The sequence below is a fragment of the Cohnella fermenti genome, from assembly GCF_004801405.1.
GTDB lineage: Bacteria > Bacillota > Bacilli > Paenibacillales > Paenibacillaceae > Cohnella > Cohnella fermenti.
Genome location: NZ_SSOB01000014.1, coordinates 152412 through 177408 on the forward strand (window position 1 = coordinate 152412; position 24997 = coordinate 177408).

43 protein-coding genes are annotated in these 24997 nt (G+C 56.0%); 40 read left to right on the forward strand and 3 right to left on the reverse strand.

Annotated features, from left to right (window positions below; translation table 11 throughout):
* Positions 1 to 151 precede the first annotated feature (151 nt).
* From rpsJ to E6C55_RS13285, 37 genes are all read left to right on the forward strand, one after another.
* Positions 152 to 460: a 30S ribosomal protein S10 gene (gene rpsJ / locus E6C55_RS13105; RefSeq protein ID WP_027092000.1), complete on the forward strand. Its 309-nt coding sequence runs from the start codon at positions 152 to 154 to the stop codon at positions 458 to 460.
* A 42-nt stretch (positions 461 to 502) separates the two neighbouring features.
* Positions 503 to 1123, forward strand: a complete 621-nt coding sequence (gene rplC, locus E6C55_RS13110) for a 50S ribosomal protein L3 (protein ID WP_136370251.1) — start codon at positions 503 to 505, stop codon at positions 1121 to 1123.
* Positions 1124 to 1152: 29 nt separating this feature from the next.
* Entirely contained in the window at positions 1153 to 1776 is a 624-nt protein-coding gene (gene rplD, locus E6C55_RS13115) for a 50S ribosomal protein L4 (RefSeq protein ID WP_136370252.1), read from the forward strand.
* Positions 1776 to 2069 carry a 50S ribosomal protein L23 gene (rplW, locus tag E6C55_RS13120; protein ID WP_136370253.1) on the forward strand — a complete coding sequence of 98 codons (294 nt, stop codon included), beginning with the start codon at positions 1776 to 1778 and terminating at the stop codon, positions 2067 to 2069. Before rplD ends, rplW begins: the two co-directional genes overlap by 1 nt.
* 29 nt (positions 2070 to 2098) lie before the next feature.
* A complete protein-coding gene (gene rplB / locus E6C55_RS13125; RefSeq protein ID WP_136370254.1) occupies positions 2099 to 2926 on the forward strand; it encodes a 50S ribosomal protein L2 in 828 nt (275 codons plus the stop codon).
* Positions 2927 to 2989: 63 nt separating this feature from the next.
* Positions 2990 to 3271 (forward strand): 30S ribosomal protein S19, encoded by a 282-nt coding sequence (gene rpsS / locus E6C55_RS13130; RefSeq protein ID WP_136370255.1) that lies wholly within the window; start codon positions 2990 to 2992, stop codon positions 3269 to 3271.
* A gap of 53 nt (positions 3272 to 3324) precedes the next feature.
* Complete coding sequence (rplV, locus tag E6C55_RS13135; RefSeq protein ID WP_136370256.1) at positions 3325 to 3663, forward strand: 50S ribosomal protein L22; 339 nt, start codon at positions 3325 to 3327, stop codon at positions 3661 to 3663.
* A 13-nt stretch (positions 3664 to 3676) separates the two neighbouring features.
* Positions 3677 to 4342 carry a 30S ribosomal protein S3 gene (rpsC, locus tag E6C55_RS13140; protein WP_136370257.1) on the forward strand — a complete coding sequence of 222 codons (666 nt, stop codon included), beginning with the start codon at positions 3677 to 3679 and terminating at the stop codon, positions 4340 to 4342.
* Between the two features lie 2 nt (positions 4343 to 4344).
* Complete coding sequence (gene rplP, locus E6C55_RS13145) at positions 4345 to 4782, forward strand: 50S ribosomal protein L16 (protein ID WP_136370258.1); 438 nt, start codon at positions 4345 to 4347, stop codon at positions 4780 to 4782.
* On the forward strand, positions 4769 to 4966 hold the full coding sequence (rpmC, locus tag E6C55_RS13150; protein ID WP_126961576.1) for a 50S ribosomal protein L29: 198 nt from the start codon (positions 4769 to 4771) through the stop codon (positions 4964 to 4966). The genes rplP and rpmC overlap by 14 nt, the downstream gene beginning before the upstream one ends.
* Positions 4967 to 5013: 47 nt before the next feature.
* Positions 5014 to 5277 carry a 30S ribosomal protein S17 gene (rpsQ, locus tag E6C55_RS13155; RefSeq protein ID WP_136370259.1) on the forward strand — a complete coding sequence of 88 codons (264 nt, stop codon included), beginning with the start codon at positions 5014 to 5016 and terminating at the stop codon, positions 5275 to 5277.
* 36 nt (positions 5278 to 5313) lie between these two features.
* Positions 5314 to 5682 carry a 50S ribosomal protein L14 gene (gene rplN / locus E6C55_RS13160; protein ID WP_126961580.1) on the forward strand — a complete coding sequence of 123 codons (369 nt, stop codon included), beginning with the start codon at positions 5314 to 5316 and terminating at the stop codon, positions 5680 to 5682.
* Positions 5683 to 5724: 42 nt separating this feature from the next.
* Positions 5725 to 6078, forward strand: a complete 354-nt coding sequence (gene rplX, locus E6C55_RS13165) for a 50S ribosomal protein L24 (RefSeq protein ID WP_211093575.1) — start codon at positions 5725 to 5727, stop codon at positions 6076 to 6078.
* Positions 6079 to 6113: 35 nt separating this feature from the next.
* Entirely contained in the window at positions 6114 to 6656 is a 543-nt protein-coding gene (gene rplE / locus E6C55_RS13170; RefSeq protein WP_136370260.1) for a 50S ribosomal protein L5, read from the forward strand.
* Between the two features lie 54 nt (positions 6657 to 6710).
* Positions 6711 to 6896, forward strand: coding sequence for a type Z 30S ribosomal protein S14 (locus E6C55_RS13175; RefSeq protein ID WP_136370261.1), 186 nt, complete (start codon positions 6711 to 6713; stop codon positions 6894 to 6896).
* Between the two features lie 30 nt (positions 6897 to 6926).
* Positions 6927 to 7325 carry a 30S ribosomal protein S8 gene (gene rpsH, locus E6C55_RS13180; RefSeq protein ID WP_136370262.1) on the forward strand — a complete coding sequence of 133 codons (399 nt, stop codon included), beginning with the start codon at positions 6927 to 6929 and terminating at the stop codon, positions 7323 to 7325.
* A 30-nt stretch (positions 7326 to 7355) separates the two neighbouring features.
* Positions 7356 to 7898, forward strand: a complete 543-nt coding sequence (gene rplF, locus E6C55_RS13185) for a 50S ribosomal protein L6 (protein WP_136370263.1) — start codon at positions 7356 to 7358, stop codon at positions 7896 to 7898.
* Between the two features lie 75 nt (positions 7899 to 7973).
* Entirely contained in the window at positions 7974 to 8342 is a 369-nt protein-coding gene (rplR, locus tag E6C55_RS13190; RefSeq protein ID WP_136370264.1) for a 50S ribosomal protein L18, read from the forward strand.
* A 32-nt stretch (positions 8343 to 8374) separates the two neighbouring features.
* Positions 8375 to 8872: a 30S ribosomal protein S5 gene (gene rpsE / locus E6C55_RS13195; RefSeq protein ID WP_136370265.1), complete on the forward strand. Its 498-nt coding sequence runs from the start codon at positions 8375 to 8377 to the stop codon at positions 8870 to 8872.
* A gap of 13 nt (positions 8873 to 8885) precedes the next feature.
* Positions 8886 to 9065, forward strand: a complete 180-nt coding sequence (gene rpmD / locus E6C55_RS13200) for a 50S ribosomal protein L30 (RefSeq protein ID WP_136370266.1) — start codon at positions 8886 to 8888, stop codon at positions 9063 to 9065.
* Positions 9066 to 9109: 44 nt separating this feature from the next.
* On the forward strand, positions 9110 to 9553 hold the full coding sequence (gene rplO / locus E6C55_RS13205; protein WP_136370267.1) for a 50S ribosomal protein L15: 444 nt from the start codon (positions 9110 to 9112) through the stop codon (positions 9551 to 9553).
* Positions 9553 to 10854, forward strand: a complete 1302-nt coding sequence (secY, locus tag E6C55_RS13210) for a preprotein translocase subunit SecY (RefSeq protein ID WP_136370268.1) — start codon at positions 9553 to 9555, stop codon at positions 10852 to 10854. Before rplO ends, secY begins: the two co-directional genes overlap by 1 nt.
* 21 nt (positions 10855 to 10875) lie before the next feature.
* Positions 10876 to 11520 (forward strand): adenylate kinase, encoded by a 645-nt coding sequence (locus E6C55_RS13215; RefSeq protein WP_136370269.1) that lies wholly within the window; start codon positions 10876 to 10878, stop codon positions 11518 to 11520.
* A 6-nt stretch (positions 11521 to 11526) separates the two neighbouring features.
* Positions 11527 to 12279, forward strand: a complete 753-nt coding sequence (gene map, locus E6C55_RS13220) for a type I methionyl aminopeptidase (protein WP_136370270.1) — start codon at positions 11527 to 11529, stop codon at positions 12277 to 12279.
* Positions 12280 to 12289: 10 nt separating this feature from the next.
* Positions 12290 to 12598, forward strand: a complete 309-nt coding sequence (locus E6C55_RS13225) for a KOW domain-containing RNA-binding protein (protein WP_136370271.1) — start codon at positions 12290 to 12292, stop codon at positions 12596 to 12598.
* 2 nt (positions 12599 to 12600) lie between these two features.
* The gene (gene infA, locus E6C55_RS13230) at positions 12601 to 12816 is read left to right on the forward strand and encodes a translation initiation factor IF-1 (protein ID WP_015253312.1); all 216 of its coding nucleotides are present in this window, start codon (positions 12601 to 12603) and stop codon (positions 12814 to 12816) included.
* An 89-nt stretch (positions 12817 to 12905) separates the two neighbouring features.
* Positions 12906 to 13019: a 50S ribosomal protein L36 gene (rpmJ, locus tag E6C55_RS13235; protein WP_023388342.1), complete on the forward strand. Its 114-nt coding sequence runs from the start codon at positions 12906 to 12908 to the stop codon at positions 13017 to 13019.
* Positions 13020 to 13037: 18 nt separating this feature from the next.
* Positions 13038 to 13406: a 30S ribosomal protein S13 gene (rpsM, locus tag E6C55_RS13240; RefSeq protein WP_136370272.1), complete on the forward strand. Its 369-nt coding sequence runs from the start codon at positions 13038 to 13040 to the stop codon at positions 13404 to 13406.
* An 18-nt stretch (positions 13407 to 13424) separates the two neighbouring features.
* Positions 13425 to 13823 (forward strand): 30S ribosomal protein S11, encoded by a 399-nt coding sequence (gene rpsK, locus E6C55_RS13245; protein ID WP_126961605.1) that lies wholly within the window; start codon positions 13425 to 13427, stop codon positions 13821 to 13823.
* Positions 13824 to 14014: 191 nt separating this feature from the next.
* A complete protein-coding gene (locus E6C55_RS13250; protein ID WP_136370273.1) occupies positions 14015 to 14959 on the forward strand; it encodes a DNA-directed RNA polymerase subunit alpha in 945 nt (314 codons plus the stop codon).
* A 37-nt stretch (positions 14960 to 14996) separates the two neighbouring features.
* Positions 14997 to 15362 carry a 50S ribosomal protein L17 gene (rplQ, locus tag E6C55_RS13255; protein ID WP_126961609.1) on the forward strand — a complete coding sequence of 122 codons (366 nt, stop codon included), beginning with the start codon at positions 14997 to 14999 and terminating at the stop codon, positions 15360 to 15362.
* Between the two features lie 138 nt (positions 15363 to 15500).
* Positions 15501 to 16313, forward strand: coding sequence for a tRNA pseudouridine(38-40) synthase TruA (gene truA / locus E6C55_RS13260; RefSeq protein ID WP_136370289.1), 813 nt, complete (start codon positions 15501 to 15503; stop codon positions 16311 to 16313).
* 283 nt (positions 16314 to 16596) lie between these two features.
* Positions 16597 to 17034, forward strand: a complete 438-nt coding sequence (gene rplM / locus E6C55_RS13265) for a 50S ribosomal protein L13 (protein ID WP_136370274.1) — start codon at positions 16597 to 16599, stop codon at positions 17032 to 17034.
* A gap of 20 nt (positions 17035 to 17054) precedes the next feature.
* A complete protein-coding gene (gene rpsI, locus E6C55_RS13270; RefSeq protein ID WP_136370275.1) occupies positions 17055 to 17447 on the forward strand; it encodes a 30S ribosomal protein S9 in 393 nt (130 codons plus the stop codon).
* 633 nt (positions 17448 to 18080) lie between these two features.
* Positions 18081 to 18773, forward strand: a complete 693-nt coding sequence (locus tag E6C55_RS13275) for a phosphoadenylyl-sulfate reductase (RefSeq protein WP_136370276.1) — start codon at positions 18081 to 18083, stop codon at positions 18771 to 18773.
* A gap of 90 nt (positions 18774 to 18863) precedes the next feature.
* The gene (gene cwlD, locus E6C55_RS13280; protein WP_136370290.1) at positions 18864 to 19616 is read left to right on the forward strand and encodes an N-acetylmuramoyl-L-alanine amidase CwlD; all 753 of its coding nucleotides are present in this window, start codon (positions 18864 to 18866) and stop codon (positions 19614 to 19616) included.
* A 69-nt stretch (positions 19617 to 19685) separates the two neighbouring features.
* Positions 19686 to 20858, forward strand: coding sequence for an Mrp/NBP35 family ATP-binding protein (locus tag E6C55_RS13285; protein WP_136370277.1), 1173 nt, complete (start codon positions 19686 to 19688; stop codon positions 20856 to 20858).
* A gap of 73 nt (positions 20859 to 20931) precedes the next feature.
* On the opposite strand, the gene gerD is transcribed toward E6C55_RS13285, so the two are convergent.
* Positions 20932 to 21612, reverse strand: a complete 681-nt coding sequence (gene gerD / locus E6C55_RS13290) for a spore germination lipoprotein GerD (RefSeq protein ID WP_136370278.1) — start codon at positions 21610 to 21612, stop codon at positions 20932 to 20934.
* Between the two features lie 135 nt (positions 21613 to 21747).
* Between gerD and E6C55_RS13295 the strand changes: the two genes are divergently transcribed.
* On the forward strand, positions 21748 to 22374 hold the full coding sequence (locus E6C55_RS13295) for a KinB-signaling pathway activation protein (protein ID WP_136370279.1): 627 nt from the start codon (positions 21748 to 21750) through the stop codon (positions 22372 to 22374).
* A gap of 39 nt (positions 22375 to 22413) precedes the next feature.
* Here E6C55_RS13295 and pdaB read toward each other — a convergent pair whose 3' ends face one another.
* Positions 22414 to 23199, reverse strand: coding sequence for a polysaccharide deacetylase family sporulation protein PdaB (gene pdaB, locus E6C55_RS13300; RefSeq protein ID WP_136370280.1), 786 nt, complete (start codon positions 23197 to 23199; stop codon positions 22414 to 22416).
* A gap of 141 nt (positions 23200 to 23340) precedes the next feature.
* Between pdaB and E6C55_RS13305 the strand changes: the two genes are divergently transcribed.
* Together E6C55_RS13305 and E6C55_RS13310 are read left to right on the forward strand one after the other, a co-directional pair.
* Entirely contained in the window at positions 23341 to 23961 is a 621-nt protein-coding gene (locus tag E6C55_RS13305; RefSeq protein ID WP_168735621.1) for a stage II sporulation protein M, read from the forward strand.
* Positions 23962 to 24206: 245 nt separating this feature from the next.
* Positions 24207 to 24428, forward strand: coding sequence for a hypothetical protein (locus E6C55_RS13310; RefSeq protein WP_136370291.1), 222 nt, complete (start codon positions 24207 to 24209; stop codon positions 24426 to 24428).
* An 89-nt stretch (positions 24429 to 24517) separates the two neighbouring features.
* Here E6C55_RS13310 and E6C55_RS34180 read toward each other — a convergent pair.
* On the reverse strand, positions 24518 to 24997 hold a 480-nt coding region (locus E6C55_RS34180), incomplete at its 5' end, for a hypothetical protein (RefSeq protein WP_211093576.1).

Sequence of the window (24997 nt, forward strand, 5' to 3'; positions counted from 1 at the left end):
AGTGAATGTTGGTCTGTGACTGTGCGATGATGCGAGAGGTTGCCGACACACCCGGCCCCTTTGCCATAGGGTGGCTAGAGGGAGCTCGTCGGGTTATTCTCGTGGAGTATGTCCGATTCCAAAATTGGGCGAATGAAGGAGGGAATTATCTATGGCAAAGCAAAAAATCCGTATCCGTTTGAAGGCTTACGATCATCGAATCCTGGATCAATCCGCGGAGAAGATCGTCGAAACGGCTAAGCGTACGGGCGCCGGCGTATCCGGTCCGATCCCGCTGCCGACCGAGAAGCAAGTCATCACGATCTTGCGCGCGGTTCACAAGTACAAGGATTCGCGTGAGCAATTCGAAATGCGCACGCACAAGCGCTTGATTGACATCGTCAATCCGACGCCGCAAACGGTAGATGCGCTGATGCGTCTTGACCTGCCGTCCGGCGTAGACATCGAAATCAAGCTTTAATAGTTATCAACAGATCATTGGTAAAGGAAAAGAGGTGTCAACATGAAAGGAATCTTGGGACGTAAGATCGGAATGACTCAAGTGTTCGCCGCCGACGGAAGCGTCGTGCCGGTCACTGTAGTCGAAGCGACTCCGAACGTTGTTCTGCAGGTTAAGACTGCCGAGAACGACGGATACGAAGCGGCTCAATTGGGCTTCGCCGACAAGCGCGAGAAGCTCTCCAACAAGCCGGCTATCGGTCACGCTAAGAAAGCCAACACTGGCCCCAAGCGCTTCATTCGCGAAATCAGCGGTTCGCAAGACCTCGAGGTCGGTGCGGAAGTCAAAGTTGACGTATTTGCTGAGGGAGAGTTTGTTGACGTTACGGGGATTTCCAAGGGTAAGGGTACGGCAGGCGCCATCAAGCGTTGGGGCTTCCAACGCGGCAAGATGACGCACGGTTCGAAGTACCACCGCGGCAACGGCTCGCTCGCAACGATTCGCGACGCCAACCGCGTGCCGAAGGGCAAGAAGATGCACGGCCGTCTCGGTTCCGAGACGATCACGGTTCAGAACCTGGAGATCGTCAAGGTAGATACCGAACGCAATGTGCTTCTGATCAAGGGCTCCGTTCCTGGCGCTCGCAACAGCTACCTCAAAGTCCGCGCAGCGGTCAAGAAATAAGAACTGTTCAAGAAAGGAGGACCACTCTCATGCCAAAAGTTTCTGTATACAACGTAAGCGGCAGCCAAGTAGGCGAGCTTGAACTGGCGGAGAACATCTTCGGCGTCAACCCGAATACTCATGTTCTGCACAGCGCAATCGTTCTGCAACAAGCTTCCGTACGTCAAGGTACGCACAAGACCAAGGGCCGTTCCGAAGTTCGCGGCGGCGGTCGCAAACCGTGGAAGCAGAAGGGTACCGGCCGCGCTCGTCAGGGCTCGATCCGTTCCCCGCAATGGAAGGGCGGCGGTATCGTCTTCGGACCGACTCCGCGCAGCTACGGCTTCAAGCTTCCTCGCAAGGTTCGCCGTCTGGCGATCAAGTCGGCGCTGTCGAGCAAGGTTATCGGGAACGAGATCATCGTTCTGGATCAACTGAGCCTCGCAACTCCGAAGACGAAGGAGTTTGCAGCAATCCTGAATAACCTCAAGGTCGAGCGTAAGGCTCTGGTCGTAACGGCCGACTACGAGGACAATGTGGCGCTGTCCGCACGCAACATTCCTGGAGTGAAGTTCGTCTCCGCAACGGGAATCAACGTGCTCGACATCATGGTGCATGATAAGCTTATCATCACCAAGGATGCGGTCGCCAAAGTCGAGGAGGTGTTCGCGTAATGAAAAACCCTCGCGATATTATCAAGCGTCCGGTCATTACCGAGCGCACGAGTGAGTTCATCGAACAACTGAAGTACGTGTTCGAAGTGGATCTCAGAGCCAACAAAACCGAAATCAAGCTTGCCATTGAAGCCATCTTCGGCGTCAAGGTTGCAAGCGTCAATACGCTTCGTATGCCTGCCAAGCCGCGCCGCTACGGACGCCACTCCGGCTACACGTCGGAATGGAAGAAAGCGATCGTGCAATTGGCCGAAGGCAGCAAGCCGCTCGAATTCTTCGAAGCATCGGTATAACCAGTCTCTAAGGTAAGGAGGGAAACCAAGTGGCAATTAAAAAGTTTAAGCCGACATCGCCAAGCCGTCGTCAAATGACGATGTCTACTTTTGAAGAAGTAACGACTTCTACACCCGAGAAATCGCTTCTCGCGCCTCTGTCCAAGCGCGGCGGACGCAACCACCAAGGCAAGATCACGGTTCGTCACCAAGGCGGCGGTCATAAGCGCAAGTATCGGATTATCGACTTCAAGCGTACCAAGGACGGCGTTCCTGGACGCGTTGCTTCGATCGAATACGATCCGAACCGTACTTCTTACATCGCTCTGATCAACTACCTGGACGGAGAGAAGCGCTACATCATCGCTCCTAAGGGCCTGAAGGTTGGCGACGAGATCGTATCCGGCGCCGAGGCCGACATCAAGGTTGGCAACGCGCTTCCGCTGGAGAACATTCCGGTCGGTACGGTTATCCACAACATCGAGCTGAAGCCGGGCAAGGGCGGACAACTGGTTCGCGCAGCCGGCACGGAAGCTCAATTGCTCGGTAAGGAAGAGCACTATGTAACGATCCGTCTGACTTCCGGCGAAATCCGCAAGATCCTGAAGCAATGCCGCGCTACGGTCGGCTCCGTCGGCAACCCAGACCACGAGCTGATCAACATCGGTAAAGCAGGACGCAATCGCAACCTGGGCAAGCGCCCGGTCGTTCGCGGTGTCGTCATGAACCCGGTGGATCACCCGCACGGTGGTGGCGAAGGCCGCGCTCCGATCGGCCGCAAGTCCCCGATGTCTCCTTGGGGCAAGCCGACGCTCGGTTACAAGACCCGCAAGAAGAAGAAGGCCTCGAGCCAATATATCGTACGTCGTCGCAAGTAAGGGCCGTACGCCGGGTGGCGATAACGGCCTACCCTCACAATCGGTTGAAGGGAGGATTTTACCATGGGTCGCAGCTTGAAGAAGGGGCCTTTCGTGGACGACTACCTGTTCAAGAAGGTAGAAGTGCTTAACGAAGGCAGCAAGAAAGTCGTAATTAAGACGTGGTCCCGCCGCTCGACGATTTTCCCGCAGTTCGTCGGACACACGTTCGCTGTATACGACGGCCGCAAGCATGTTCCGGTCTACGTGACGGAAGACATGGTCGGTCATAAGCTCGGTGAGTTCGCTCCAACGCGTACGTACAAGGGACACACCGACGACGATAAGAAGACGGGCAAGCGCTAATAGCGTCTGTGTCCGGCAACTCGTGCACGTAACGTAAGAGAGGAGGTACATCGATGTCTCAAGAAGCGAAAGCCGTTGCGAGCAATATTCGCATCCCGGCCCGCAAAGTCAGACTGGTCGTTGACTTGATCCGCGGCAAGAAGGTTGGCGAAGCGATCGCCATCCTGCGCCACACTCCGCGTTCCGCATCTCCGGTTCTGGAGAAGCTGCTGAACTCTGCTGTGGCCAACGCTGAGCATAACTACCAACTGGACGTGAATAAGCTGGTGATCTCCCAGGCTTATGTCAATGAAGGCCCAACCATGAAACGGTTCCAGCCTCGTTCCCAGGGTCGCGCGTTCAGCATCTTCAAGCGGTCCAGTCATATTACGCTGGTCGTATCCGAAAAATAAGGAGGGACAACGTGTGGGTCAAAAAGTAAATCCGGTCGGTCTTCGCATCGGCGTTATCCGCGATTGGGAATCCAAGTGGTACGCTGACAAGGACTTCGGCACCCTTCTGATGGAGGATGTCAAAATCCGCGAATTCCTCAAAAATAAGCTGAAGGACGCCTCGGTATCGCGCTTCGAAATCGAACGCGCAGCCAACCGCGTCAACGTTACCATTCACACCGCCAAGCCGGGCATGGTTATCGGCAAGGGCGGCGCGGAAGTGGAAGTTATCCGCGGCCAGCTCACGAAGCTGACGGGCGGCAAGAAGGTTCACATCAACATCTCCGAGATCAAGAATCCGGAGCTGGACGCTATCCTCGTAGCAGAGGGCATCGCTCAACAATTGGAACGCCGTACTTCGTTCCGCCGTGCGATGAAGCAAGCGATCCAACGCACTCTGCGCCAAGGCGCGAAGGGCATCAAGACGTCGGTTAGCGGTCGCCTCGGCGGCGCCGAAATCGCACGTACGGAAGGCTACAGCGAAGGAACGGTTCCGCTGCATACGCTGCGTGCCGACATCGACTACGGAACGGCTGAAGCGCACACGACCTACGGTCGCATCGGCGTCAAGGTTTGGATCTACCGCGGCGAAGTCCTTCCGGCCAAGAAGAAGAGAGTCGCTCAGGAAGGAGGCAACTGATCATGTTGGTCCCTAAACGCGTCAAACACCGCAAGCAGCACCGCGGGAAGATGAAGGGCCGCGCCAAAGGCGGCACGGAAGTAAGCTTCGGCGAATTCGGCCTTCAAGCTCAAGAGCCTTCTTGGGTAACGAACCGCCAGATCGAAGCCGCTCGTATTGCCATGACTCGTTACATCAAGCGTGGCGGTAAGGTATGGATCAAGGTATTCCCAGATAAGCCGATCACCCAGAAGCCTCTTGAAGTCCGGATGGGTAGCGGTAAAGGTAACGTCGAGAAGTGGGTAGCCGTTGTAAAGCCGGGCAAGGTTATGTTCGAGCTGGCAGGCGTATCCGAGGAAGTTGCACGTGAAGCGATGCGTCTTGCAGCCAACAAGCTGCCAATCAAGACGAAGTTTGTGAAACGTGAAGAACTGGGTGGTGAAGCGAATGAAGGGCAGTGAGTTCCGTAACCTGACGTCCGTCGAGATCGAGCAGAAGGTCGCCGGCTTTAAGGAAGAACTGTTTAACCTCCGTTTCCAACTGGCAACCGGCCAACTGGACAACCCGCACCGCATCAGCGAGCTGCGCAAGGAGATTGCCCGGGCCAAAACCATTTTGCGCGAGCGCGAACTCGGCATCGGCTAACCCCCGAATAAATACCCCGAAGACGCTTCCGGGAAGGAGGATTTGCAATGAGCGAACGCAACAACCGTAAGGTGCAGATCGGCAAGGTCGTCTCCGACAAGATGGACAAAACGATCGTGGTGGCTGTTGAGACGTACAAGAAGCACAGCCTGTACCACAAGCGCATCAAGTATACGAAGAAGTTCAAGGCTCACGACGAGAACAACGACGCGAAGATCGGCGATACCGTGAAGATCATGGAGACCCGCCCGCTGTCGAAGGACAAGAACTGGCGCCTTGTCGAAATCACCGAGAAAGCCGTTATTCTGTAACGCGACCTCACCCGTAACTGAAAGGAGGACCTAACGATGATTCAACCGTTTACGAGATTGGCCGTTGCCGACAACTCCGGTGCTAAGGAACTGATGTGCATTCGCGTGCTTGGCGGTACGGGACGTCGCGTCGGACACATCGGCGATCTGATCGTTGCTTCCGTCAAACAAGCAACACCAGGCGGCGTTGTCAAGAAGGGCGATGTCGTTAAGTGCGTAATCGTCCGCACGAAGCGTTCGGTGCGTCGTAAAGATGGTTCCTATATCGCGTTCGACGAGAACGCAGCCGTTATCGTCAAAGAAGACAAGAGCCCGCGCGGCACACGTATCTTTGGACCAGTCGCTCGCGAACTTCGCGACCGTGACTTTATGAAAATCATTTCCCTGGCTCCGGAAGTTCTGTAATCCGGCTGATGCTCATGGAGAAACACTCAAGGAGGTGTACCCATGCCCCGTTTGAAAAAAGTGCTTGAATCGCATAACAATAAGCTGCACGTGAAGAAGGACGATAACGTCATCGTCATCTCCGGCAAGGATAAAGGCAAGAAGGGTCGCGTCATCGCCGCTTACCCTCGCGAGAACCGCGTTCTCGTCGAAGGCGTCAATATGGTGAAGAAGCATACCCGCCCGAGCGTGAACAACCAACAAGGCGGTATCATCGAGCAGGAAGCTCCGATCCACGCATCCAACGTCATGCACGTGGATCCGAAGACCGGCAAGGCAACCCGCATCGGCTACAAGGTGCTTGAGAATGGCGCGAAAGTTCGGATCGCTAAGCGTTCTGGCCAAGAAATCGACTAATCGCAGTCAAGACGGAAAGGAGGTCACTGTGACAAATGGCAGCAAGAATGAAAGAACGTTACCAAAATGAAATTACTCCTGCTCTGATGCAGAAGTTCAGCTACAAGTCGGTCATGCAAGTGCCGAAGATCGAGAAGGTTGTCATCAACATGGGCGTAGGCGACGCGGTTCAGAACTCCAAGGTTCTGGATACGGCCGTTGAAGATCTGCAGAAGATCGCCGGTCAGAAGCCGGTCATCACCCGTGCGAAGAAGTCCATTGCAGGCTTCCGCCTTCGCGAGAATGCTCCGATCGGTGCGAAGGTCACGCTGCGCGGCGACCGCATGTACTACTTCCTCGACAAGCTGTTCAACATCTCTCTCCCGCGCGTACGCGACTTCCGCGGCGTATCGAGCAAGGCGTTCGACGGACGCGGCAACTACACGCTCGGGTTGAAGGAACAGCTCATCTTCCCGGAAATCGAGTACGACAAGGTCGACAAGATCCGCGGGATGGATATCGTTATCGTAACGACGGCAAAATCGGACGAAGAAGCGCGTGAACTGCTGACCCAACTGGGCATGCCGTTCACGAAGTGACGTCGCCCACCTGGCCTTAAGAACCAAGGGACCCATTGGGAGGTGTGAAAGCAAGTGGCAAAAACGTCGATGAAGATCAAGCAACAGCGCCCGCCGAAGTTCCAAGTCCGTGCTTACACGCGGTGCGAACGTTGCGGACGTCCGCACTCCGTATTGCGAAAGTTCAAGATTTGCCGGATTTGTTTCCGTGAGTTGGCATATAAAGGCCAGATTCCTGGCGTTAAAAAAGCGAGCTGGTAATCAGCCTAGTTCGGGAAGGAGGTTTACCCCATGGTTATGTCTGATCCCATTGCAGATATGCTTACGCGCATTCGCAACGCGAATCTGGTGCGTCACGAGACGGTAGAACTGCCTGCGTCTAAAGTGAAGAAGCAAATCGCAGAAATCCTCAAGCGTGAAGGGTTCATCCGTGACGCTGAATACGTAGAGGACAACAAGCAAGGGTTGATCCGTATCTTCTTGAAGTACGGACCGAACAACGAGCGTGTCATTACGGGCCTCAAGCGCATTAGCAAGCCAGGCCTGCGCGTATACACGAAGTCGAACGAAGTACCTCGCGTACTGGGCGGCCTCGGCATCGCGATCATCTCTACATCCCAAGGCATCATCACCGACAAGGAAGCCCGTCAAGGGAAGTCCGGCGGCGAAGTGCTCTGCTACGTTTGGTAATAGAACCCGTACAAGTTAGGAGGTGTACCCATGTCCCGTATCGGACGTAAACCGATCCAGGTGCCTAACGGCGTGGACGTGAACCTGGACAACAACAAGATTACGGTCAAAGGCCCTAAGGGAACTTTGTCTCGTGAGCTGCACAAAGATATGAAGGTAACGATCGAAGCGAACGTTATCAACGTTGAGAGACCATCCGATCACAAGCTGCATCGCTCCCTGCACGGCACGACGCGCAGTGTCGTCGCCAACATGGTCAGCGGCGTAACGGAAGGCTACTCGAAGAACCTTGAACTGGTTGGCGTAGGTTACCGCGCAAGCAAGTCGGGCGAGAAGCTCGTGCTGAACGTCGGTTACTCCCACCCGGTTGAATTCATTCCGGAGAACGGAATCGAATTCGAAGTTCCGGCTCAGAACCGGATCATCATCAAGGGCATCGACAAGGAAGCCGTAGGCTCCATCGCTGCCAAGGTTCGCGAAGTTCGTCCGCCGGAGCCTTACAAGGGCAAAGGCATCAAGTACGAAGGCGAGCGCATCCTCCGCAAGGAAGGCAAGGCCGGCAAGAAGAAATAATAAAACGAAGTTGCGGGTGGCTTAAGAAGCGCATCGGAGGCTGCCCAGATGCAACCGTTAAGGAGAGTTCTCGACATGATTACCAAAGGCGACAAGAACAAGGCCCGCCTGAAGCGTCACCTCCGTGTACGCAAGAAGATTACCGGCACGAACGAGCGTCCGCGCCTGTCCGTGTTCCGTTCCTCGAAGCACATCTACGCTCAACTGATCGACGATGTCAAGGGTGTTACCCTGGCAGCCGCTTCGACGGTCGACAAGGAACTCGCTGCTTCGATCGGCAACGGCGGCAACGTCGAAGCTGCCGGCAAGGTTGGCGAACTGATCGCCAAGCGCGCTAAGGAGAAGGGCTACGAGAACGTCGTGTTCGATCGCGGCGGCTACTTGTACCATGGACGTATCCAGGCTCTGGCTGATGCAGCTCGCGAAGCTGGTCTCCAGTTCTAACTTTAAATTTTCGAACAAGGAGGGTAAACGACTTGCGTGTAGATCCAAACACATTGGAACTGACTGAAAAGATGGTCCAGATCAACCGCGTTGCCAAAGTCGTCAAGGGCGGTCGCCGGTTCAGCTTCAGCGCACTCGTCGTTGTCGGCGACGGCAAAGGCTGGGTTGGCGCAGGAATCGGCAAAGCAGGCGAAGTTCCTGACGCGATTCGCAAAGGCATCGACGATGCGAAGAAAAATCTGATTTACGTTCCGCTGGTCGGCAAGACCATTCCGCACGCCGTTACGGGACACTTCGGCGCCGGCAAAGTGCTGCTGAAACCGGCATCGGAAGGTACGGGCGTTATCGCGGGCGGACCTGTCCGCGCGGTGCTCGAACTCGCTGGAGTCGGTGACATTTTGACGAAATCGCTCGGCTCTTCCAACTCGATTAACATGGTTAACGCGACGTTGGAGGGACTTTCCCGACTGAAGCGCGCCGAAGACGTAGCGAAGCTCCGCGGTAAATCCGTGGAAGAGCTGTTAGGTTAAGGAGGGGTACGAAATGGCGAAACTGCAAATCACCCTCAAGCGCAGTCTGATTGGCCGTCCTGAGGTTCAACGCGCGACGGTGCAATCTCTGGGTCTCCGCAAGGTGAACTCCACTGTCGTCAAAGAAGATAATGTGGCCATTCGCGGCATGGTTAATGCCGTCAGCCACCTGGTTGAAGTTAAAGAAGTATAAGATTTATTCGCAAGAGCAAATCACTCAAGGAGGTGCGACGAACGATGAAATTGCATGAACTTTCTCCTGCCGAAGGGTCCAAGTTCAGCCGCAAGCGCGTCGGTCGCGGCATCGGCAGCGGTATGGGCAAGACGTCCACTCGCGGTCACAAAGGTCAAAACGCCCGTTCCGGCGGCGGTGTTCGTCCCGGATTCGAAGGCGGTCAGAACCCTCTGTACCGTCGTTTGCCGAAGCGCGGCTTCAACAACGATCGCTTCGCTACTGAACATGCGATCGTAAACCTGGAACAACTGAACGGATTCGCTGCTGGTACGGAAGTAACGCCTGAGCTTCTGCTCTCTCAAGGGATCGTGAAGAACCCGAAAGACGGAATCAAGATTCTGGGCGCCGGCGAACTGACGGTAGCGCTGACCGTTAAGGCTCACAAGTTCTCTGAGTCCGCAGTAGCTAAAATTCAGGCCGCCGGCGGTAAAACCGAGGTGATCTAATGTTCGCGACCGTCTCCAACATTTGGAAAGTAGAGGACCTTCGCAAGAGGATCCTGTTTACCCTTTTCATCCTGCTTGTCTATCGCGTAGGTTCTTTCATTCCGGTTCCGAACATTGACAAAAGCGTGCTTGAGGCTGTCAACGAGCAAGGCAACGAGCTCTTCGGCCTTCTCAACACGTTCTCCGGCGGCGCTCTGTTCCAATTCTCCATCTTCGCCCTGGGGATCATGCCTTACATCACGGCTTCGATTATCGTTCAGCTTCTGTCGATGGACGTTATTCCGAAGTTCGCGGAATGGGCTAAAGAAGGCGAGAACGGCAAGCGCAAGCTGGCGCAGGTCACACGCTACGGGACGGTCATCCTGGGTCTGATCCAGGCCTTCGCAACATCGATCGGATTCAACCGAATCTACAATAACGATATGGTCCTCGATCCCTCGTGGGCCACCTACATCATGATTGCGATCGTGTTGACGGCTGGTACCGCGTTCCTGATGTGGCTCGGTGAACAAATCAACGAGAAGGGAATCGGCAACGGGATCTCGATCCTGATGTTCGCGGCAATCGTATCGCGGGTACCGCAATACGCGCAGGACATCTATCGCGACCAGTTCGCGAACAACGACGGAGAGCTCTTCTGGGCGATCATCAAGGTCGTTGTCATCGCGATCGTCGTTCTCTTCATCATCGTTGGCGTTATCTTCATCCAGCAAGGGGTTCGCAAGATCCCGGTTCAATACGCGAAGCGCGTAGTCGGACAGAAGATGTACGGCGGACAATCGACGCACATTCCTCTTAAGGTCAATGGCGCCGGCGTTATCCCGGTCATCTTCGCTTCCTCGCTGCTCATGTTCCCAATCACGATCGCCCAATTCTGGGCGGGTCACAGTTGGGCGAACTGGATCATCAATAACCTGTACTATAACAAACCGCTCGGTATGGTGTTGTACATCCTGCTGATCGTCGGATTCACGTTCTTCTACACGTTCGTTCAGTTCAACCCGCAACAGTTGGCGGACAACATGAAGAAGAACGGCGGCTACATCCCAGGCATTCGCCCGGGCAAGCCGACGTCCGGCTACTTGATGAAGGTAATTACCCGCATCACTCTGGCGGGGGCCGTATTCCTTGCAGTGATCTCGATTCTGCCGGTTATCTTCGGCTCGGCCTTCGGCCTTCCGAAGACGGTACAGCTTGGCGGTACTTCGCTCCTCATCCTCGTCGGCGTTGCCCTCGAGACGATGAAGCAGGTCGAGAGCCAGTTGATCAAGAGACATTACAAGGGATTCATCAACAAGTAACTTGCCTTGGGAGGAACAACAATGAACATTTTGTTTATGGGGCCTCCTGGCGCCGGGAAGGGCACGCAGGCCGAACGGATCGTCGAACAGTTCGGCGTGCCGCACATCTCGACCGGCGACGCTTTCCGCTTGGCGATCAAAGAAGGCACTCCGATCGGACTGGAAGCCAAGGGCTACATTGACCAAGGTCTTCTTGTTCCGGACGAAGTGACGAATGGAATCGTTCGCGATCGTCTCGCTTCGGACGACTGCAAGACGGGCTTCCTGCTCGACGGGTTCCCCCGCACGCTTGCTCAAGCCGAAGCGCTCGATCAGATGCTCGCCGACACGGGGCGCAAGATCGACCACGTCATCAACCTGAAGGTGGACCGCAGCTTCCTGCTGGCCCGCCTGACGGGAAGACGGATCTGCCGCTCCTGCGGCTCCACCTACCATGTGTTGTTCAACCCGCCGAAGCAAGAAGGTACTTGCGACAAGTGCGGTGGAGAGCTGTACCAGCGCTCCGACGATACGGAGGAGAAGGTCGGAACCCGGCTTGACGAGTATACAAGCAAGACAGCACCGCTGCTCGAGTACTACGGCAACAAAGGCTTGCTCCGGGAAGTGGACGGGGAGAAGGATATCGACGCGGTTACGGCCGAAATCGGTTCTCTCCTGAGAGGGTAACCAGCCATGATCGTGTGCAAATCCGAATCGGAATTGATCTTGATGCGAGAAGCCGGCCGAATCGTAGCCGAGACGCATCGCCTGATGAAGCAGGCGGTCGTGCCAGGCATCACGACGGGGGAGTTGGATCGGATCGCCGACGACTACATCCGCAGTCAAGGCGCAACCCCTTCCTTCAAAGGCTATAACGGATTCCCCTCCAGCATATGCGCTTCTGTGAACGAGGAGCTCGTTCATGGGTTCCCCGGCAAGCGGAAGCTCGTAGAGGGCGATATCATCAGTATCGACATCGGCGCTCAGTACAAGGGATATCACGGCGATTCCGCGTGGACCTATGGCGTCGGGACGATCAGCGAAGAAGCGCAGAGGCTGCTCGACGTGACGGAAGCGTCGCTGTATGCCGGCTTGGAGCTCGTTCGGCCTGACGTTCGTCTGTTCACGATCTCGAACGCGATTCAGAAAGTTATCGAAGGTGCGGGGATGTCGGTCGTTCGCGAATACGTCGGTCACGGCGTCGGAACCGAACTGCACGAGGAACCGCAAATTCCGAACTACGGGCCTCCGGATCGGGGACCGCGGCTGAAGCCCGGCATGGTGCTGGCGATCGAGCCGATGGTCAACATCGGAGAACGTTATGTTCGGACGCTCTCCGATAACTGGACGGTTGTCACGGTGGACGGCTCCCTATGCGCACACTTCGAACATACGGTTGCCGTAACGGAGTCCGGGTACGAGATCCTCACTCGTACGGAAGCTTAGGTGATTCGAAGTGGCTGAATACGCAAGGTTGTCTCCCGGAGATATCGTGAGAATCCGGCGGGGGAAAGACGAGGGCGAATGGTCGGTCGTCATCGCTCTCGAAGACGAGCGATTCGCACTCGTGGCCGACGGCGACAGACGTCGCTTCGATCGGCCCAAACGCAAAAATGTGCTGCATCTCGAGCCGATCGGGGCGGCAAGCGAGGAAGTCCTAAGAAGTCTTCAAGAGACCGGGCGAGTCACCAACGGCAAGCTCCGGTTCGCAATCGCGAATGCCCGAAGATCGATCGAAGCGCATGCTGAAGAGAAAGGAGAATGACCGTGGCCAAAGAGGACGTCATTGAGGTGGAAGGAACGGTCATCGAGCCGCTGCCGAATGCGATGTTCCGCGTGGAACTCGAGAATGGACACCAAATTCTGGCCCACGTCTCCGGCAAGCTGCGGATGCACTTCATCCGCATTCTGACGGGAGATAAAGTGGTTATCCAACTGTCGCCTTACGATTTGACGCGAGGCCGGATTACCTACCGCAAATAGTTCGTCCGATCTGCCGTACCACTCGTGCCGATCGAACGCGGCGCCAAGGCGCACAAGACTACGATCGCACTCTGAAGGAGGTTATTATCATGAAGGTGAGACCTTCGGTCAAGCCTATTTGCGAGAAATGCAAAGTCATTAAGCGCAAAGGCAACGTGATGGTTATCTGCGAGAATCCGAAACACAAACAAAAACAAGGCTAAGAGGAGGTGCTTTAAAGCATGGCACGTATTGCTGGTGTTGACCTTCCGCGCGACAAGCGCGTCGAAATCGCCCTTACGTACATCTTCGGAATCGGTAAAACGACTTCCCAGAAGATTATCGCTGGCGCCGATATCAACCCTAACACTCGCGTTCGCGACCTGACGGAAGATGAGCTTGCTCGTATCCGTGAAGGGATCGATAAGAGCGTAAAAGTCGAGGGCGACCTTCGTCGTGATATCGCACTAAACATCAAGCGTCTGATCGAAATCGGATGCTATCGCGGAGTTCGTCATCGTCGCGGCCTGCCGGTTCGCGGCCAACGCACGAAGACAAATGCCCGCACACGCAAGGGCCCGCGTCGTACGGTAGCTAACAAGAAGAAGTAATAAGGGGGGATAACAAGCATGGCACCAAAAGGAAAGAAAGTCGTTCGCACCAAGCGTCGTGACCGGAAGAACATCGATTCGGGCGTAGCACACATCCGTTCGACGTTCAACAACACGATCGTGACGATCACGGATCCGCACGGCAACGCGATCTCCTGGGCGAGCTCCGGCAACCTGGGCTTCAAGGGTTCGCGTAAGAGCACTCCGTTCGCAGCGCAGATGGCAGCCGAGTCTGCTGCTCGCGCAGCGATGGAGCATGGCATGCGTGTCGTTGAAGTCATGGTTAAGGGTCCTGGCGCAGGCCGCGAAGCGGCTATCCGTTCCCTTCAAGCCGCTGGCCTTGAAGTTAGCATGATCAAGGACGTAACGCCGATCCCTCACAACGGCTGCCGTCCTCCGAAGCGTCGCCGCGTATAACACTTGCCGTGTGGTATCAAACAACAGCAACTTGTGAATAATGGTTGTATTGCTTAGACATACTACATGGTTTACCCTATTGGCATGACCGTAAGAGCGATTAACAAGGTACCTTGGGACCGTCGGCTTTACAGGGTAAACAATCGGCAACGTCAGCGCAGCAAGCGACGTTTTGAAGGAGGGTTATGGTTGTGATTGTGATCGAGAAGCCGAAAATCGAGTCCGTCGAGATTCAAGAGGATAAGAAGTACGGTCGTTTTGTCGTGGAGCCGCTGGAACGCGGCTACGGCATGACGCTGGGGAACTCCCTCCGTCGTATTCTGCTGTCGTCCCTTCCGGGCGCCGCCGTCATCTCGGTTCAGATAGACGGCGTTCTTCATGAATTCTCTACCGTTCCGGGCGTCATTGAGGATGTAACGGAAATTATCCTCAATCTGAAGCGGCTGTCGCTGAAGATTCATTCTGACGAGGAGAAAGTGCTCGAGATTGATGCAGAAGGCGAAGGAGTCGTGACGGCCGGAGACATTCGGGCGGACAGCGACGTGGAGATCCTTAATCCGGATCTGCACATCGCAACCCTGGCTTCCGGTGCGCGCCTTCACATGCGCATTTTTGCCAGACAGGGACGCGGTTATGTCCCGGCGGATCGCAACAAGAAGGAAGATCAGCCGATTGGAGTCATTCCGGTCGACTCGATCTACACGCCTATTACCCGCGTCAACTACCGAGTCGAAAACACCCGCGTCGGCCAAGTTACCAACTATGACAAGCTCACGCTCGAAGTGTGGACCGACGGAAGTATTCGACCGGAAGAAGCGGTCAGTCTGGGCGCGAAGATCCTTACGGATCACTTGTCGTTGTTCGTCGGACTAACGGACGAGGCCAAGGACACCGAGACGATGAAGGAGAAGGAAGAGGACAAGAAGGAGAAGGTGCTCGAGATGACAATCGAAGAGCTCGATCTCTCCGTCCGTTCCTACAACTGCCTCAAGCGCGCCGGTATCAATACCGTGCAAGAGCTGATCACGAAGTCCGAAGAGGACATGATGAAGGTCCGCAACCTGGGCCGCAAGTCCTTGGAAGAAGTTCAAGAGAAGCTCGAGGAGCTCGGACTCGGTTTACGTATCGAAGAATAAACAAGCGCATTGGAATATACAGCAAGGAGGGAAAACGATGGCTTACCAAAAACTGAGTCGCGATTCCAGCGCTCGGAAGGCTCTCTTCCGTGACCTGGTAACCGACCTGTTCCTGTACGAGCGGATTCAAACGACCGAGGCTAAAGCCAAGGAAGTTCGCTCGATCGCCGAGAAGCTGATCACGCTCGCTAAGCGCGGCGATCTGCACGCTCGTCGTCAAGTAGCAGCATTCGTGCGTCGGGAGACCCTGAACGGCGATCAAGACGCCATCCAGAAGTTGTTCTCCGATTTGGCGCCGCGCTACGCGGAGCGTCCGGGCGGATACACTCGCATCTTGAAGCTTGGACCACGTCGCGGCGACTCCGCCCCGATGGTGTATCTCGAGCTCGTAGATCGCGCGTAAAACCGGAACAAGAAAGGATGGGCCGAACTTCGTCTTCGGGTCATCCTTTTTTTGTTGGAGAAGGGTTTATGGGGGCTCCCCCAAAAGTAATCGGAATAATCTCCGGAGCCTAACGTCACTTTTGGGGGGTGATTTATGTTGCGCAATATCTGCATGCTTGTCTCGTATGACGGGACCGGCTATTACGGGTATCAGAGCCAGCCCGGCGGCAATACCGTGCAGGATCATCTCGAGGATGCCATTCGGGCGCTCACCGGCGAGAAGCTGAAGATTCACGGCTCCGGGCGCACGGATGCCGGCGTTCATGCGGCCGGGCAGGTTGTTCACTTCCACACGGAATCGAAGATCCCTGCTGAGCGTTGGGCGCTGGCCCTGAATACCCGGCTTCCCGACGATATTGTCGTGCGCGCCGCCGTCGAGGTGCCGCTTGCCTTCCATTCGAGAAGATCGGCGATCCGCAAGACGTACAAGTACGCGATCACGAGCTGCCGGTTCCCGGATGTGTTCGACCGGAAGTATGTTTTCCACCATCCCGCGCCGCTTCGATTCTCGGCCATGCAGGAGGGACTCGCGCACCTGCTGGGCGAGCACGACTTCTCCTCCTTCACGTCCCCGCTCTCCACGAAGCCTCATCACGTTCGCACGCTGTACGAAGCGAGGCTCGACCTGGAGCCCGGGGGCGACGGAGAGATCGGGCAGGGAAGAGGCAAGGCCAGCCTTGTCGTCTCCGGCAACGGCTTCCTCTATAACATGGTGAGAATCATCGCCGGAACGCTGATGCAGGTCGGCGAGGGCAAGCGCAGGCCGGAGGAGATGGGAATCATCCTGGCGGCGCGCAACCGGGCCAAGGCGGGGCCGACGGCGGTTCCGCACGGCTTGACGCTCATGAGCGTCGAGTACGGTCCCGAGTGGGGCATCGATTGGAAGGCGGCCATCCTTCGCAGGCATTAACTCGCGCAGATCGTGCAGAAGTTCGGAGGAAGCGTCGGGGAAAATCCGAAATAATGTTCTTGCGAGAGTGGGCGTTATGATGTACAATAATCATTGTGTGTTCTTCATGGCTTCCCACGGCCCCCAATGAAGCTCACCGCAGCAACAAACGACCGATAAATCGCAGTTTCCCGAAGAGACCGTCGATTCTAGAGGATTGGTCGTCGATTGACACCGACAATGAATTTAACATGTCTAGTGACATACAAGCGCGTAACTAGCTAAACCAGAAGGAGGACCTCCAATGCGTACCACGTTTATCGCGAAGCCGAACGAAGTCGAGCGCAAGTGGCATGTCATCGACGCCGCTGGCAAGACCCTCGGCCGTCTGGCTACCGAAGCTGCCGCTCTGATTCGCGGCAAGCACAAACCTGAATTCACTCCTCACGTTGATACGGGCGACTTCGTTATCGTCATCAACGCCGAGAAGATTGTCCTGACGGGCAAGAAGCTCCAACAGAAGAAGTACTACACTCACTCGCACTACCCGGGCGGTCTCAAGACCACAACGGCCGGCGAGATGATCGCCAAGAAGCCTGCTCGCATCATCGAACTTGCCGTCTACGGCATGCTTCCGAAGAACAAGCTGGGCCACCAACTGCAAACGAAGCTCAAAGTATACGCTGGTTCGGAGCATCCGCACCAAGCCCAACAACCTGAAGTTTACGAACTTCGCGGTTAATCGAAAGGGAGGACCTACCAATGGCTCAAGCGAATTATATTGGAACAGGCCGCCGGAAGCATTCGGTTGCGCGAGTTCGTCTCGTACCGGGTGAAGGCCAAATCACGATCAACAAGCGCAACATCGACGAATATTTCGGTCTGGAGACGCTGAAGCTGATCGTTAAGCAACCGCTCGTCCTGACTGAGACGAACGGCAAGTACGACATCATCGTTCTGGCTAACGGCGGCGGCATGTCCGGCCAAGCCGGCGCTATCCGTCACGGCATCTCCCGCGCTCTGCTGAAGGCAGATCCGGAGCTGCGCAGCACGCTGAAGAGAGCGGGCTTCCTGACTCGCGATCCTCGTATGAAGGAACGTAAGAAGTACGGCCTCAAGGCTGCTCGTCGCGCTCCTCAATTCTCGAAGCGCTAATCGTTGCGCACCCAAGCCTTCCCGCTGCCTTTGGCAGTCGGGAGGGCTTTTTTTTGTTCTCTAAACCGAGCGACCCCATCGAATCCACTATCCCCCGCCAAATTGACCAAACAGAGCAAACAGACCAAACCGATCAAACCGACTAAACAGACCAAACCGATCAAACAGACCAAACAGACCAAACAGACCAAACTAGCCAAATACGGAAACCTCGCCAACCCCCGCCGAATCCACGGAACTTACCGTTACTAACCCCACCGAGCGTGATAATCGCCGGATTTTATGTGAAAAATCACATTGGCGCAGCCCGATAACGGGTGTTTTGGGTGATTTTATGCGAAAAATCACATTTGTGGAGGAATTATCGGGCCAAGCTGCTGGATATATGCTAAAAATCACATAAATCGCCGCGATTCTCGCCAATTCAAGCTAACGAATGTGAAAATTCATATAAAATTGGAAAAGCCATCGCATCGGGACGATCGTCCCGACACGATGCGGCGTAACCGTTCAGCGCGAAAAACTTTCTCCCAATTCGAAAGAAAGTGGTTCCAATTCATTGTACAATCCGATAAGATAACGTATAATTCATAGTGAATTGGTCAGTTTACTCATCTACGGGGGGTTATCCGGATGAATCTGTTTGAGAAAGAAGCCCTGATCCGCGAGAAGGCGGAGGAGTTCGAGAACGCATCGCCAGAGACCGTCATCAAATTCGCGGTCGAGACATTCCCGAATATAACGTTCGCATGCAGCTTCGGCGCGGAAGACGTCGTGCTTGTCGATATGCTTCAGAAGATCAGCCCGTCCACGGATATTTTCTATCTGGACACGGACTTCCACTTCAAGGAGACGTATGAGACCCGCGATCGCATGGCCGAGAAGTACGGCCTCGAGTTCGTGCGGGTCAGCCCGAAGATTACTCCGGAAGAGCAAGCGGCCGAGCATGGCCCCGAGCTGTGGAAGAGCGACCCTAACGGATGCTGCAACATCCGCAAGGTCGAGCCGCTGACCCGGATTCTGGGGCAATACGAAGCCTGGATCACGGGCATTCGCCGCGATCAGGCCCCGACGCGCGCGAACGCCAAGAAGGTCGAATACGACACGAAGTTTGGACTCGTGAAGTTTAACCCGCTGGCGGCGTGGACCTCCGAGGATGTATGGAATTATATCCGCGACAACGACGTTATCTACAATCCGCTGCACGATATGCATTATCCGAGCATCGGCTGCGAGCATTGCACCCGTCAGGTCTTGCCCGGCGAAGATCCGCGCGCGGGACGCTGGTCCGGCTCCGACAAGACCGAGTGCGGCCTGCATAAATAAATACATGCAAGAATAAAATACCGCCTCGTCCCATAAGATGTAGCGTTACATCGCTGGGACGAGGTGGTTTTGTTGAGCAAGAGAAGACGCATGATGCACCCCCGGTTCGTCGTCTGGGTGACGCGGCGCGGGTGGCTTAAGATCGCGGCGGCGGCGGCGCTGCTCGTTGTTGCCGTCATGGCTCTATATACGGAGATTCCTTCTTCCAACACGTGGACAGCCTGGAGCACTCCGCTCACGGGGAAGGTGATTGCGCTCGACGCGGGCCACGGAGGAGCGGACGGGGGAGCCGAGAGCCGATCCGGCATTATCGAGAAGGACATCAATCTGGCAATTGTGAACTATCTGCGCGATTATCTTCAGCAGGCCGGGGCGATTGTCGTTCTGACGCGGGAAGGGGATTACGACCTGGCCGACAAAGGGGTCAAGGGGTATTCCAAGCGCAAGACGGAGGATCTGCTGACGCGCGTCCAGTTGATCGAGGGACGGAAGGCGGATCTGGCGCTCAGCATCCATATGAACAGCGTTCCGTCCCCGAATTGGTCGGGAGCGCAGTCGTTCTACTTCTCCGGCAGGGAGGAGAGCGTGCGTCTGGCGACGGTTATCCAGCGGGAGATTCGCGAGTCGCTCGCCAACACGAACCGGACGGCGATCAAGAACGACAAGGTGTACTTGCTCAAGACGCTGACGATGCCGACGGCGCTCATCGAGATCGGCTTCCTGTCGCACCCGGAAGAAGCGAGGCTGCTCGCGGACGAGGAGTACCAGAAGAAGGTCGCAACCGCCCTCTATCGCGGCATTCTGAGGTACGCCTCCGGAGAGGATCGCGCCTCGAAGCCGTAAGCGGCGGACGGAGCGGATGTGATATAATACAGGCATATGTTGAGAAAAGAGAAACGAGGGCGCGTAACGATGATCACAAGAGAAGCGATACTGGAGGCATTGAAGTCGATCGACGAGCCGACGCTTCATGTCTCCTTGATCGAGTTGAACCTGATTCGGGATATTGTCGTTAAAGAGGAAGGCAAGGTATCGCTGACGGCGGTGCTGCACCCGACCAGCATAGAACAAGCGGCGAAGCTGGAGCTCGAGGTTCGTGCCGAGATCGTGAAGCTCGGCGCGGAGCTCGCCAAATTCCGCGTTCGCGTCATGACCGAGCACGAGCAGAGCGAAGCCGGCGCCAGGACGGGAGCTGCGGAAGCGGCGGGACAAGCTTCGGCCGAGGAGAAGACGACGCCGGGGGCGCAAGGCGCGGCAGGCGCCGGAGAGAAGGGGGCCGCGCCCGTGAAGGGGCACGGGGCCGGGCTGGAGGAGACCAGCGCGCTGCTGGCCGAAGGCAGCAAGACACAGTTCATCGCGATCGCGAGCGGCAAGGGCGGCGTCGGCAAGTCGACCGTCACGGTCAACCTGGCCGTGGCGCTGGCCCGCAGCGGCAAGCGCGTCGGGCTGATGGACTGCGATATCTACGGATTCAGCGTCCCGGACATGATGGGCATCGAAGAGCGGCCGCAGCAGGTCGGCAACAAAATTCTGCCCGTGGAGCGCTTCGGGGTGAAGGTCATCTCGATGGGCTTCTTCGTCGAGGACAACAGCCCGGTCGTCTGGCGCGGTCCGATGCTCGGCCGGATGCTGCGCAACTTCTTCCAGGAGATCGACTGGGGCGAGCTCGACTTCGTCCTGCTGGACCTGCCGCCGGGCACCGGCGACGTCGCCCTGGACGTTCATCAGATTCTCCCGCACAGCAAGGAGATCATCGTCACGACGCCGCACGCGACAGCCGCCTTCGTCGCCGCGCGCGCGGGCTCGATGGCGCTCAAGACGAACCACGAGATTCTCGGTGTCGTCGAGAACATGGCTTACTACGAATGCGGCTCCTGCGGCAAGCGGGATTACGTCTTCGGCCGGGGCGGCGGCGGCATGCTGGCCGAGACGCTCCATACCGACCTGCTGGCGCAGTTCCCGCTTGGGGCGCCGGACAACCATCCGTCGGAGCCGGACTTCTCGCCGTCCGTCTACAAGGCGGAATCCGCTATCGGACAAGCGTACCTGGAATTGGCCGCTCGGGTTATTGAGCACACCCGCTAAGAACACCGCTCCGCCAACAAAGAGAAGGCTGAAGATCGCGCTCCCCGAGCGTTCATCTTCAGCCTTCTTGGCGTTAGCTGGAGCTATCTCCTCCACTGTCTCCGCCTTCACCGCTTCCGCCGCCGCCGCTGTCGTCCCCTTCGCCGCTGTCTTTTTTCTCCTTGGTGGTAGTGGGGTTAAGCTGTTCCTTGACGACGTCTTGCAGAATCTTCATCAATTCAAGCTTAAAAATCGGGTTCTGAACCGCTTCTTGCACGGCGCTCATCATCTGGGTACGGTACTCCGTCGTCTTCATCGCCTGGAACATGACGGTCTGCATGTCCTGGCTCTTCAGGATGTTAACGAGCTCCTTCTGGTAACTCGGGTCCTTCAGAAGCTCCTTCTGGAGCGTCTTGTTGTCCTTGCTGACCGCCTTGGCGAACTCGCCCGCGAACTTCGTATCCGTCATGATCCCTTGGAGAATCTTGTCGTATTCGGGGGAAGTCAGAATATCCTTCACGGCGGTGCGAACCTCTTCCTGATCCTGCGGCGTGAGGGATTGCATATGAAGGCCGCTTGCGCCGTACTTGGCGGTCGATGCCTTCTCCAGCGCCTCCTGCGCTTCGGTGGAACCGAGAATGTCGATCACCATCGACTTGACATCCTTGTAGCTCATTTGTTCGTTGCTGCTGCTGGATTCGGGACCACAACCGCTTAGAGCCAAGGCCATCCCGATTCCAAGCAACGCCGTTTGCCACAGAGCCCGCTGACGCATTGCCGACCTACTCCCTTCCTGGGGCTTTATGCTCGTTAGTATGCGACGCGGCCTCGGCGAATATAACGGGAGGTAAATGGCTTTTTGATCGGAACGTGGTAAAATAAAGGGTATCTGACAGAGGAGGAATTCGAGTTGAATCTGCGCAAATGGATGACGATGTTCGGCTTGTCCATCATACTTGGAGGCGTCGCCTCGCTTATAACGGGATTAATTATGCTGCTGGGCGATTCGTCGTTCCGCGTCGTGAAGACGGAGGACTGGCTGTTCAATATCGCGATGATGTTCCTGGCGGGACTGAGCCTGGGCGCGTTCGCCCATATGGGCTTCTTCGCTTATATGATGGTCAACTATATCGCTAGAAGCATCTTCAGACGTCCGTACCTGTGGGTTGCGCTGCAGGGCTTCCTGGCGGTCTTCGTGCTGATCGAGATTGTGTACTGGACGTATGACAGCGAGTTCCATCCGGCCGTCTTCTGGGCGGTGCCGCTCGCGCTTGCGGCCGTGTCGACGGCGGTGGCGTGGCGCAAGGTATACGAGACGACGTCCGGAGCCTGGGTTCCGACGCTCTTCTTCATGATTGCGGGTACAACGGTGGAGGCGCTTCCGGGCTTCCAGTCGGGCAATGCGTCGTCGCTTGTGTTCACGCTTATCCCTCTGTTCGTATGCAACGGCTATCATATTCTGCGCCTTCATCACATTCTGGATCGTTCCAAGGATGGGAAAAGAAACGCCCCCGCAGCGGCGGCGGAGGCGCGTTAACGTCGATCGGTCGAGGGGGAGGGGGAGGTTGGCCGAGGGTCAGGCGAATTGATTCCAGGCGGCCGGGTCCTCAACGGTCTTGCCCTTGCTGTCCGTCTGGCTGATCAGTTGGGAGACGGTCACGAACTCGTAGCCTTGGGCGCGGAGCTGATCGATAATGGTCGGCAACGCCTCATGGGTCTGCTTGCAGGAGTCGCTGGCATGAAGCAGGACGATGTCGCCGGGATGAGCCTTCGTGACAACGCGCTGAATGATCGTGTCTACGCCCGGGTTTTTCCAATCCAAGGAATCGGTGTCCCATTGAATGACCTTATAGTTCAGTTCCTCGGCGATTCGCAGCACCCGCTTGTCGAAGTCGCCGTTCGGCATGCGAATCAGGTTGGGCGCGCGCCCGGTCATCTCGGACAGGACGCCGTGGGCGAGAGTGATCTGCTTGCGAATCTCTTCGTCGCTGTATTGGCTGTAGTTGTCGTGCTTATGCCCGTGGCTGCCGATCTCATAACCTCCGTCGACGATCTTCTTGACGATGTCCGGGTGGGTTTTGCTCCATGGCGACGAGAGGAAGAAGGTGGCGTTCGTGACGCCCTTGGCCTTCAGGATGTCGAGAATAGGCTCGGCACGCTTGTCCCCCCAACTGATATCGAAGGTGAGGGCAATGACCTTGCGGTCGGTCGGAACGCTGTAGATGGCCGCCGGAGGCTGGGGAGCGAAGACGCTGATATTGTCCTTCTCGGCCCAGATTACGCCTACCGATAACACAGCCGCCAGCAGGAGGAACAGGAAGTTTTTGATACGCTTGCCGTTAAATACGAAGAAGTGGTTCATGGGTGAATTCCGCCCCTTTCATCATTTCGATCAGGATTGACGAGCGCTAGCCGGACAAGATCCGGGCTTGGTCATTACAATGTATGCTTGACCATGGGCCCGTTATTCGCGACAGCCGAAGAATGGGGGAATAAGGATAAAATGTTCGGAATGTTCCGCAAGCAAGCATTGAAGCAGAATTGGGTTCAGGTGAAGCCGTACGTGATCTTCGCGACGATGGTGTTCTTCGCCGGCGTTATTGTCGGAGCCGCCGCTCAAGGTCCCGTCGATTGGCTCGACAAGCAATTGCTGAATCTGGCGGAGATGTCGAAGGAAGCGAACGAGGCGAGCAATCCGCAGCAGGCGATGTTCACGACGATTCTCTGGAACAATATCAATGCGTCGCTGATGTCGATGTTCATGGGATTTATGGCCGGCATCATGCCCGTGGCCACTCTTGTGCTGAACGGAATGATCATGGGGTATCTGTTCGGCGGCATCGCCGACCAAGGGGTCAACATATGGCCGATTATTCTCAAGGGGATTCTTCCTCACGGCCTTCTGGAGATTCCCGCGATCCTGTTCGCTTGCGGATACGGGGTGCAGCTCGGGATTACGCTTATTAGAGGCGTGTTCGGGGCCTTGTTCGGCAGAACCGAGCCGTGGGCCAAGCTTAAGGTGGCGATTCGCGGCATCATCCCCGCCGTGCTTCTTGTTGTCCTGCTGCTGGTCGGGGCCGCCGTCATCGAGAGCACGCTCACGTATTGGCTTGTCCAAACTTAATGTGCGAATCGGCAGTTCCGGCCGTCATAAAGCTGACAGATTTGGAGCATAACAGTAGAACCATCCGGCGCGCTTGTGAGGGCAAGCGCCCGGCGATGGACTTCTGGATGAAGATCTCAATGAAGATCTGAATAGGGATCTGTATAGGGATCTGAATGAAGATCCGAATGAAGATCCGAAATGAAGATCCGAAATGAAGATCCGAATGAATGCTCTGAATGATTGGAGGCGCCAGTTCTATGGCTATGCTCGGGATGCTGTTCACGGACAAGGAATGCAAGGAATTCGATTATCTGCTGCGCAAGGAGATGGACGAGATGCTGCTGGACATGAGCGACCGCCGCTTGGACGGTCCCGTTAAGGAAGCGATCTCGAAGCGCTACAAGACGATCTTCCGGATGTATGCGCGCATTGCGCCCCCAAGGGAATTGTCGCGTTACTCGTTGGGACTGAAGACGACGCGCTAATCGAACGGATAGATCAGGGAGAGGCGTTTACGCCGCTGGATTAACCGTGGCTCGAACGCCTCATTGCTGCAGCTATTGGCCGGTTGCCGCTATTCTGAGCCCATTCTGGGGAAAATGTGAAAGAAAGCCTTGACTATAATTGGCGTGGTGTGGTAAATTAATTTCCGCCCCTTCGAGAGGGCAGGCGCGGTACGGATACGGACAAGTTCGTTGCCAATAAGACGAACGGGCCGAACAGGGAAGAAACAAAAAGGAAATAAAAAATACCTGTTGCAAACACCTGACGCGCTGTGGTATATTATGAAAGTCGCCGCTGAAAAGCGGATGGCAAAGATTGACGAAACAACAAGATACCAAAGCAACAACTTGTTCCTTGAAAACTGAACATCGAGCGTAATGAAATCGTCGAGCGGAGCTTCGGTTCTGCGAGACAAACCAGCAATACAGAACGAGCCTTCAAGGTTCTTCACAGTTGGACATTTCGACTCTCGGGATTTCCTCACGGAAACCCTGCCGTCGAAAGTCCCTTTATGGAGAGTTTGATCCTGGCTCAGGACGAACGCTGGCGG

Excerpts from the sequence above, each read along its gene's own strand:
- rpsJ (WP_027092000.1), top strand. The coding sequence starts at position 152 with ATGGCAAAGCAAAAAATCCGTATCCGTTTGAAGGCTTACGATCATCGA.
- rplC (WP_136370251.1), top strand. The coding sequence starts at position 503 with ATGAAAGGAATCTTGGGACGTAAGATCGGAATGACTCAAGTGTTCGCC.
- rplD (WP_136370252.1), top strand. The coding sequence starts at position 1,153 with ATGCCAAAAGTTTCTGTATACAACGTAAGCGGCAGCCAAGTAGGCGAG.
- rplW (WP_136370253.1), top strand. The coding sequence starts at position 1,776 with ATGAAAAACCCTCGCGATATTATCAAGCGTCCGGTCATTACCGAGCGC.
- rpsS (WP_136370255.1), top strand. The coding sequence starts at position 2,990 with ATGGGTCGCAGCTTGAAGAAGGGGCCTTTCGTGGACGACTACCTGTTC.
- rplV (WP_136370256.1), top strand. The coding sequence starts at position 3,325 with ATGTCTCAAGAAGCGAAAGCCGTTGCGAGCAATATTCGCATCCCGGCC.
- rplP (WP_136370258.1), top strand. The coding sequence starts at position 4,345 with ATGTTGGTCCCTAAACGCGTCAAACACCGCAAGCAGCACCGCGGGAAG.
- rpmC (WP_126961576.1), top strand. The coding sequence starts at position 4,769 with ATGAAGGGCAGTGAGTTCCGTAACCTGACGTCCGTCGAGATCGAGCAG.
- rpsQ (WP_136370259.1), top strand. The coding sequence starts at position 5,014 with ATGAGCGAACGCAACAACCGTAAGGTGCAGATCGGCAAGGTCGTCTCC.
- rplN (WP_126961580.1), top strand. The coding sequence starts at position 5,314 with ATGATTCAACCGTTTACGAGATTGGCCGTTGCCGACAACTCCGGTGCT.
- rplX (WP_211093575.1), top strand. The coding sequence starts at position 5,725 with ATGCCCCGTTTGAAAAAAGTGCTTGAATCGCATAACAATAAGCTGCAC.
- rplE (WP_136370260.1), top strand. The coding sequence starts at position 6,114 with ATGGCAGCAAGAATGAAAGAACGTTACCAAAATGAAATTACTCCTGCT.
- rpsH (WP_136370262.1), top strand. The coding sequence starts at position 6,927 with ATGGTTATGTCTGATCCCATTGCAGATATGCTTACGCGCATTCGCAAC.
- rplF (WP_136370263.1), top strand. The coding sequence starts at position 7,356 with ATGTCCCGTATCGGACGTAAACCGATCCAGGTGCCTAACGGCGTGGAC.
- rplR (WP_136370264.1), top strand. The coding sequence starts at position 7,974 with ATGATTACCAAAGGCGACAAGAACAAGGCCCGCCTGAAGCGTCACCTC.
- rpmD (WP_136370266.1), top strand. The coding sequence starts at position 8,886 with ATGGCGAAACTGCAAATCACCCTCAAGCGCAGTCTGATTGGCCGTCCT.
- rplO (WP_136370267.1), top strand. The coding sequence starts at position 9,110 with ATGAAATTGCATGAACTTTCTCCTGCCGAAGGGTCCAAGTTCAGCCGC.
- secY (WP_136370268.1), top strand. The coding sequence starts at position 9,553 with ATGTTCGCGACCGTCTCCAACATTTGGAAAGTAGAGGACCTTCGCAAG.
- E6C55_RS13215 (WP_136370269.1), top strand. The coding sequence starts at position 10,876 with ATGAACATTTTGTTTATGGGGCCTCCTGGCGCCGGGAAGGGCACGCAG.
- map (WP_136370270.1), top strand. The coding sequence starts at position 11,527 with ATGATCGTGTGCAAATCCGAATCGGAATTGATCTTGATGCGAGAAGCC.
- rpmJ (WP_023388342.1), top strand. The coding sequence starts at position 12,906 with ATGAAGGTGAGACCTTCGGTCAAGCCTATTTGCGAGAAATGCAAAGTC.
- rpsM (WP_136370272.1), top strand. The coding sequence starts at position 13,038 with ATGGCACGTATTGCTGGTGTTGACCTTCCGCGCGACAAGCGCGTCGAA.
- rpsK (WP_126961605.1), top strand. The coding sequence starts at position 13,425 with ATGGCACCAAAAGGAAAGAAAGTCGTTCGCACCAAGCGTCGTGACCGG.
- rplQ (WP_126961609.1), top strand. The coding sequence starts at position 14,997 with ATGGCTTACCAAAAACTGAGTCGCGATTCCAGCGCTCGGAAGGCTCTC.
- rplM (WP_136370274.1), top strand. The coding sequence starts at position 16,597 with ATGCGTACCACGTTTATCGCGAAGCCGAACGAAGTCGAGCGCAAGTGG.
- rpsI (WP_136370275.1), top strand. The coding sequence starts at position 17,055 with ATGGCTCAAGCGAATTATATTGGAACAGGCCGCCGGAAGCATTCGGTT.
- E6C55_RS13275 (WP_136370276.1), top strand. The coding sequence starts at position 18,081 with ATGAATCTGTTTGAGAAAGAAGCCCTGATCCGCGAGAAGGCGGAGGAG.
- cwlD (WP_136370290.1), top strand. The coding sequence starts at position 18,864 with ATGATGCACCCCCGGTTCGTCGTCTGGGTGACGCGGCGCGGGTGGCTT.
- E6C55_RS13285 (WP_136370277.1), top strand. The coding sequence starts at position 19,686 with ATGATCACAAGAGAAGCGATACTGGAGGCATTGAAGTCGATCGACGAG.
- gerD (WP_136370278.1), bottom strand. The coding sequence starts at position 21,612 with ATGCGTCAGCGGGCTCTGTGGCAAACGGCGTTGCTTGGAATCGGGATG.
- pdaB (WP_136370280.1), bottom strand. The coding sequence starts at position 23,199 with ATGAACCACTTCTTCGTATTTAACGGCAAGCGTATCAAAAACTTCCTG.
- E6C55_RS13305 (WP_168735621.1), top strand. The coding sequence starts at position 23,341 with ATGTTCGGAATGTTCCGCAAGCAAGCATTGAAGCAGAATTGGGTTCAG.
- E6C55_RS13310 (WP_136370291.1), top strand. The coding sequence starts at position 24,207 with ATGCTCGGGATGCTGTTCACGGACAAGGAATGCAAGGAATTCGATTAT.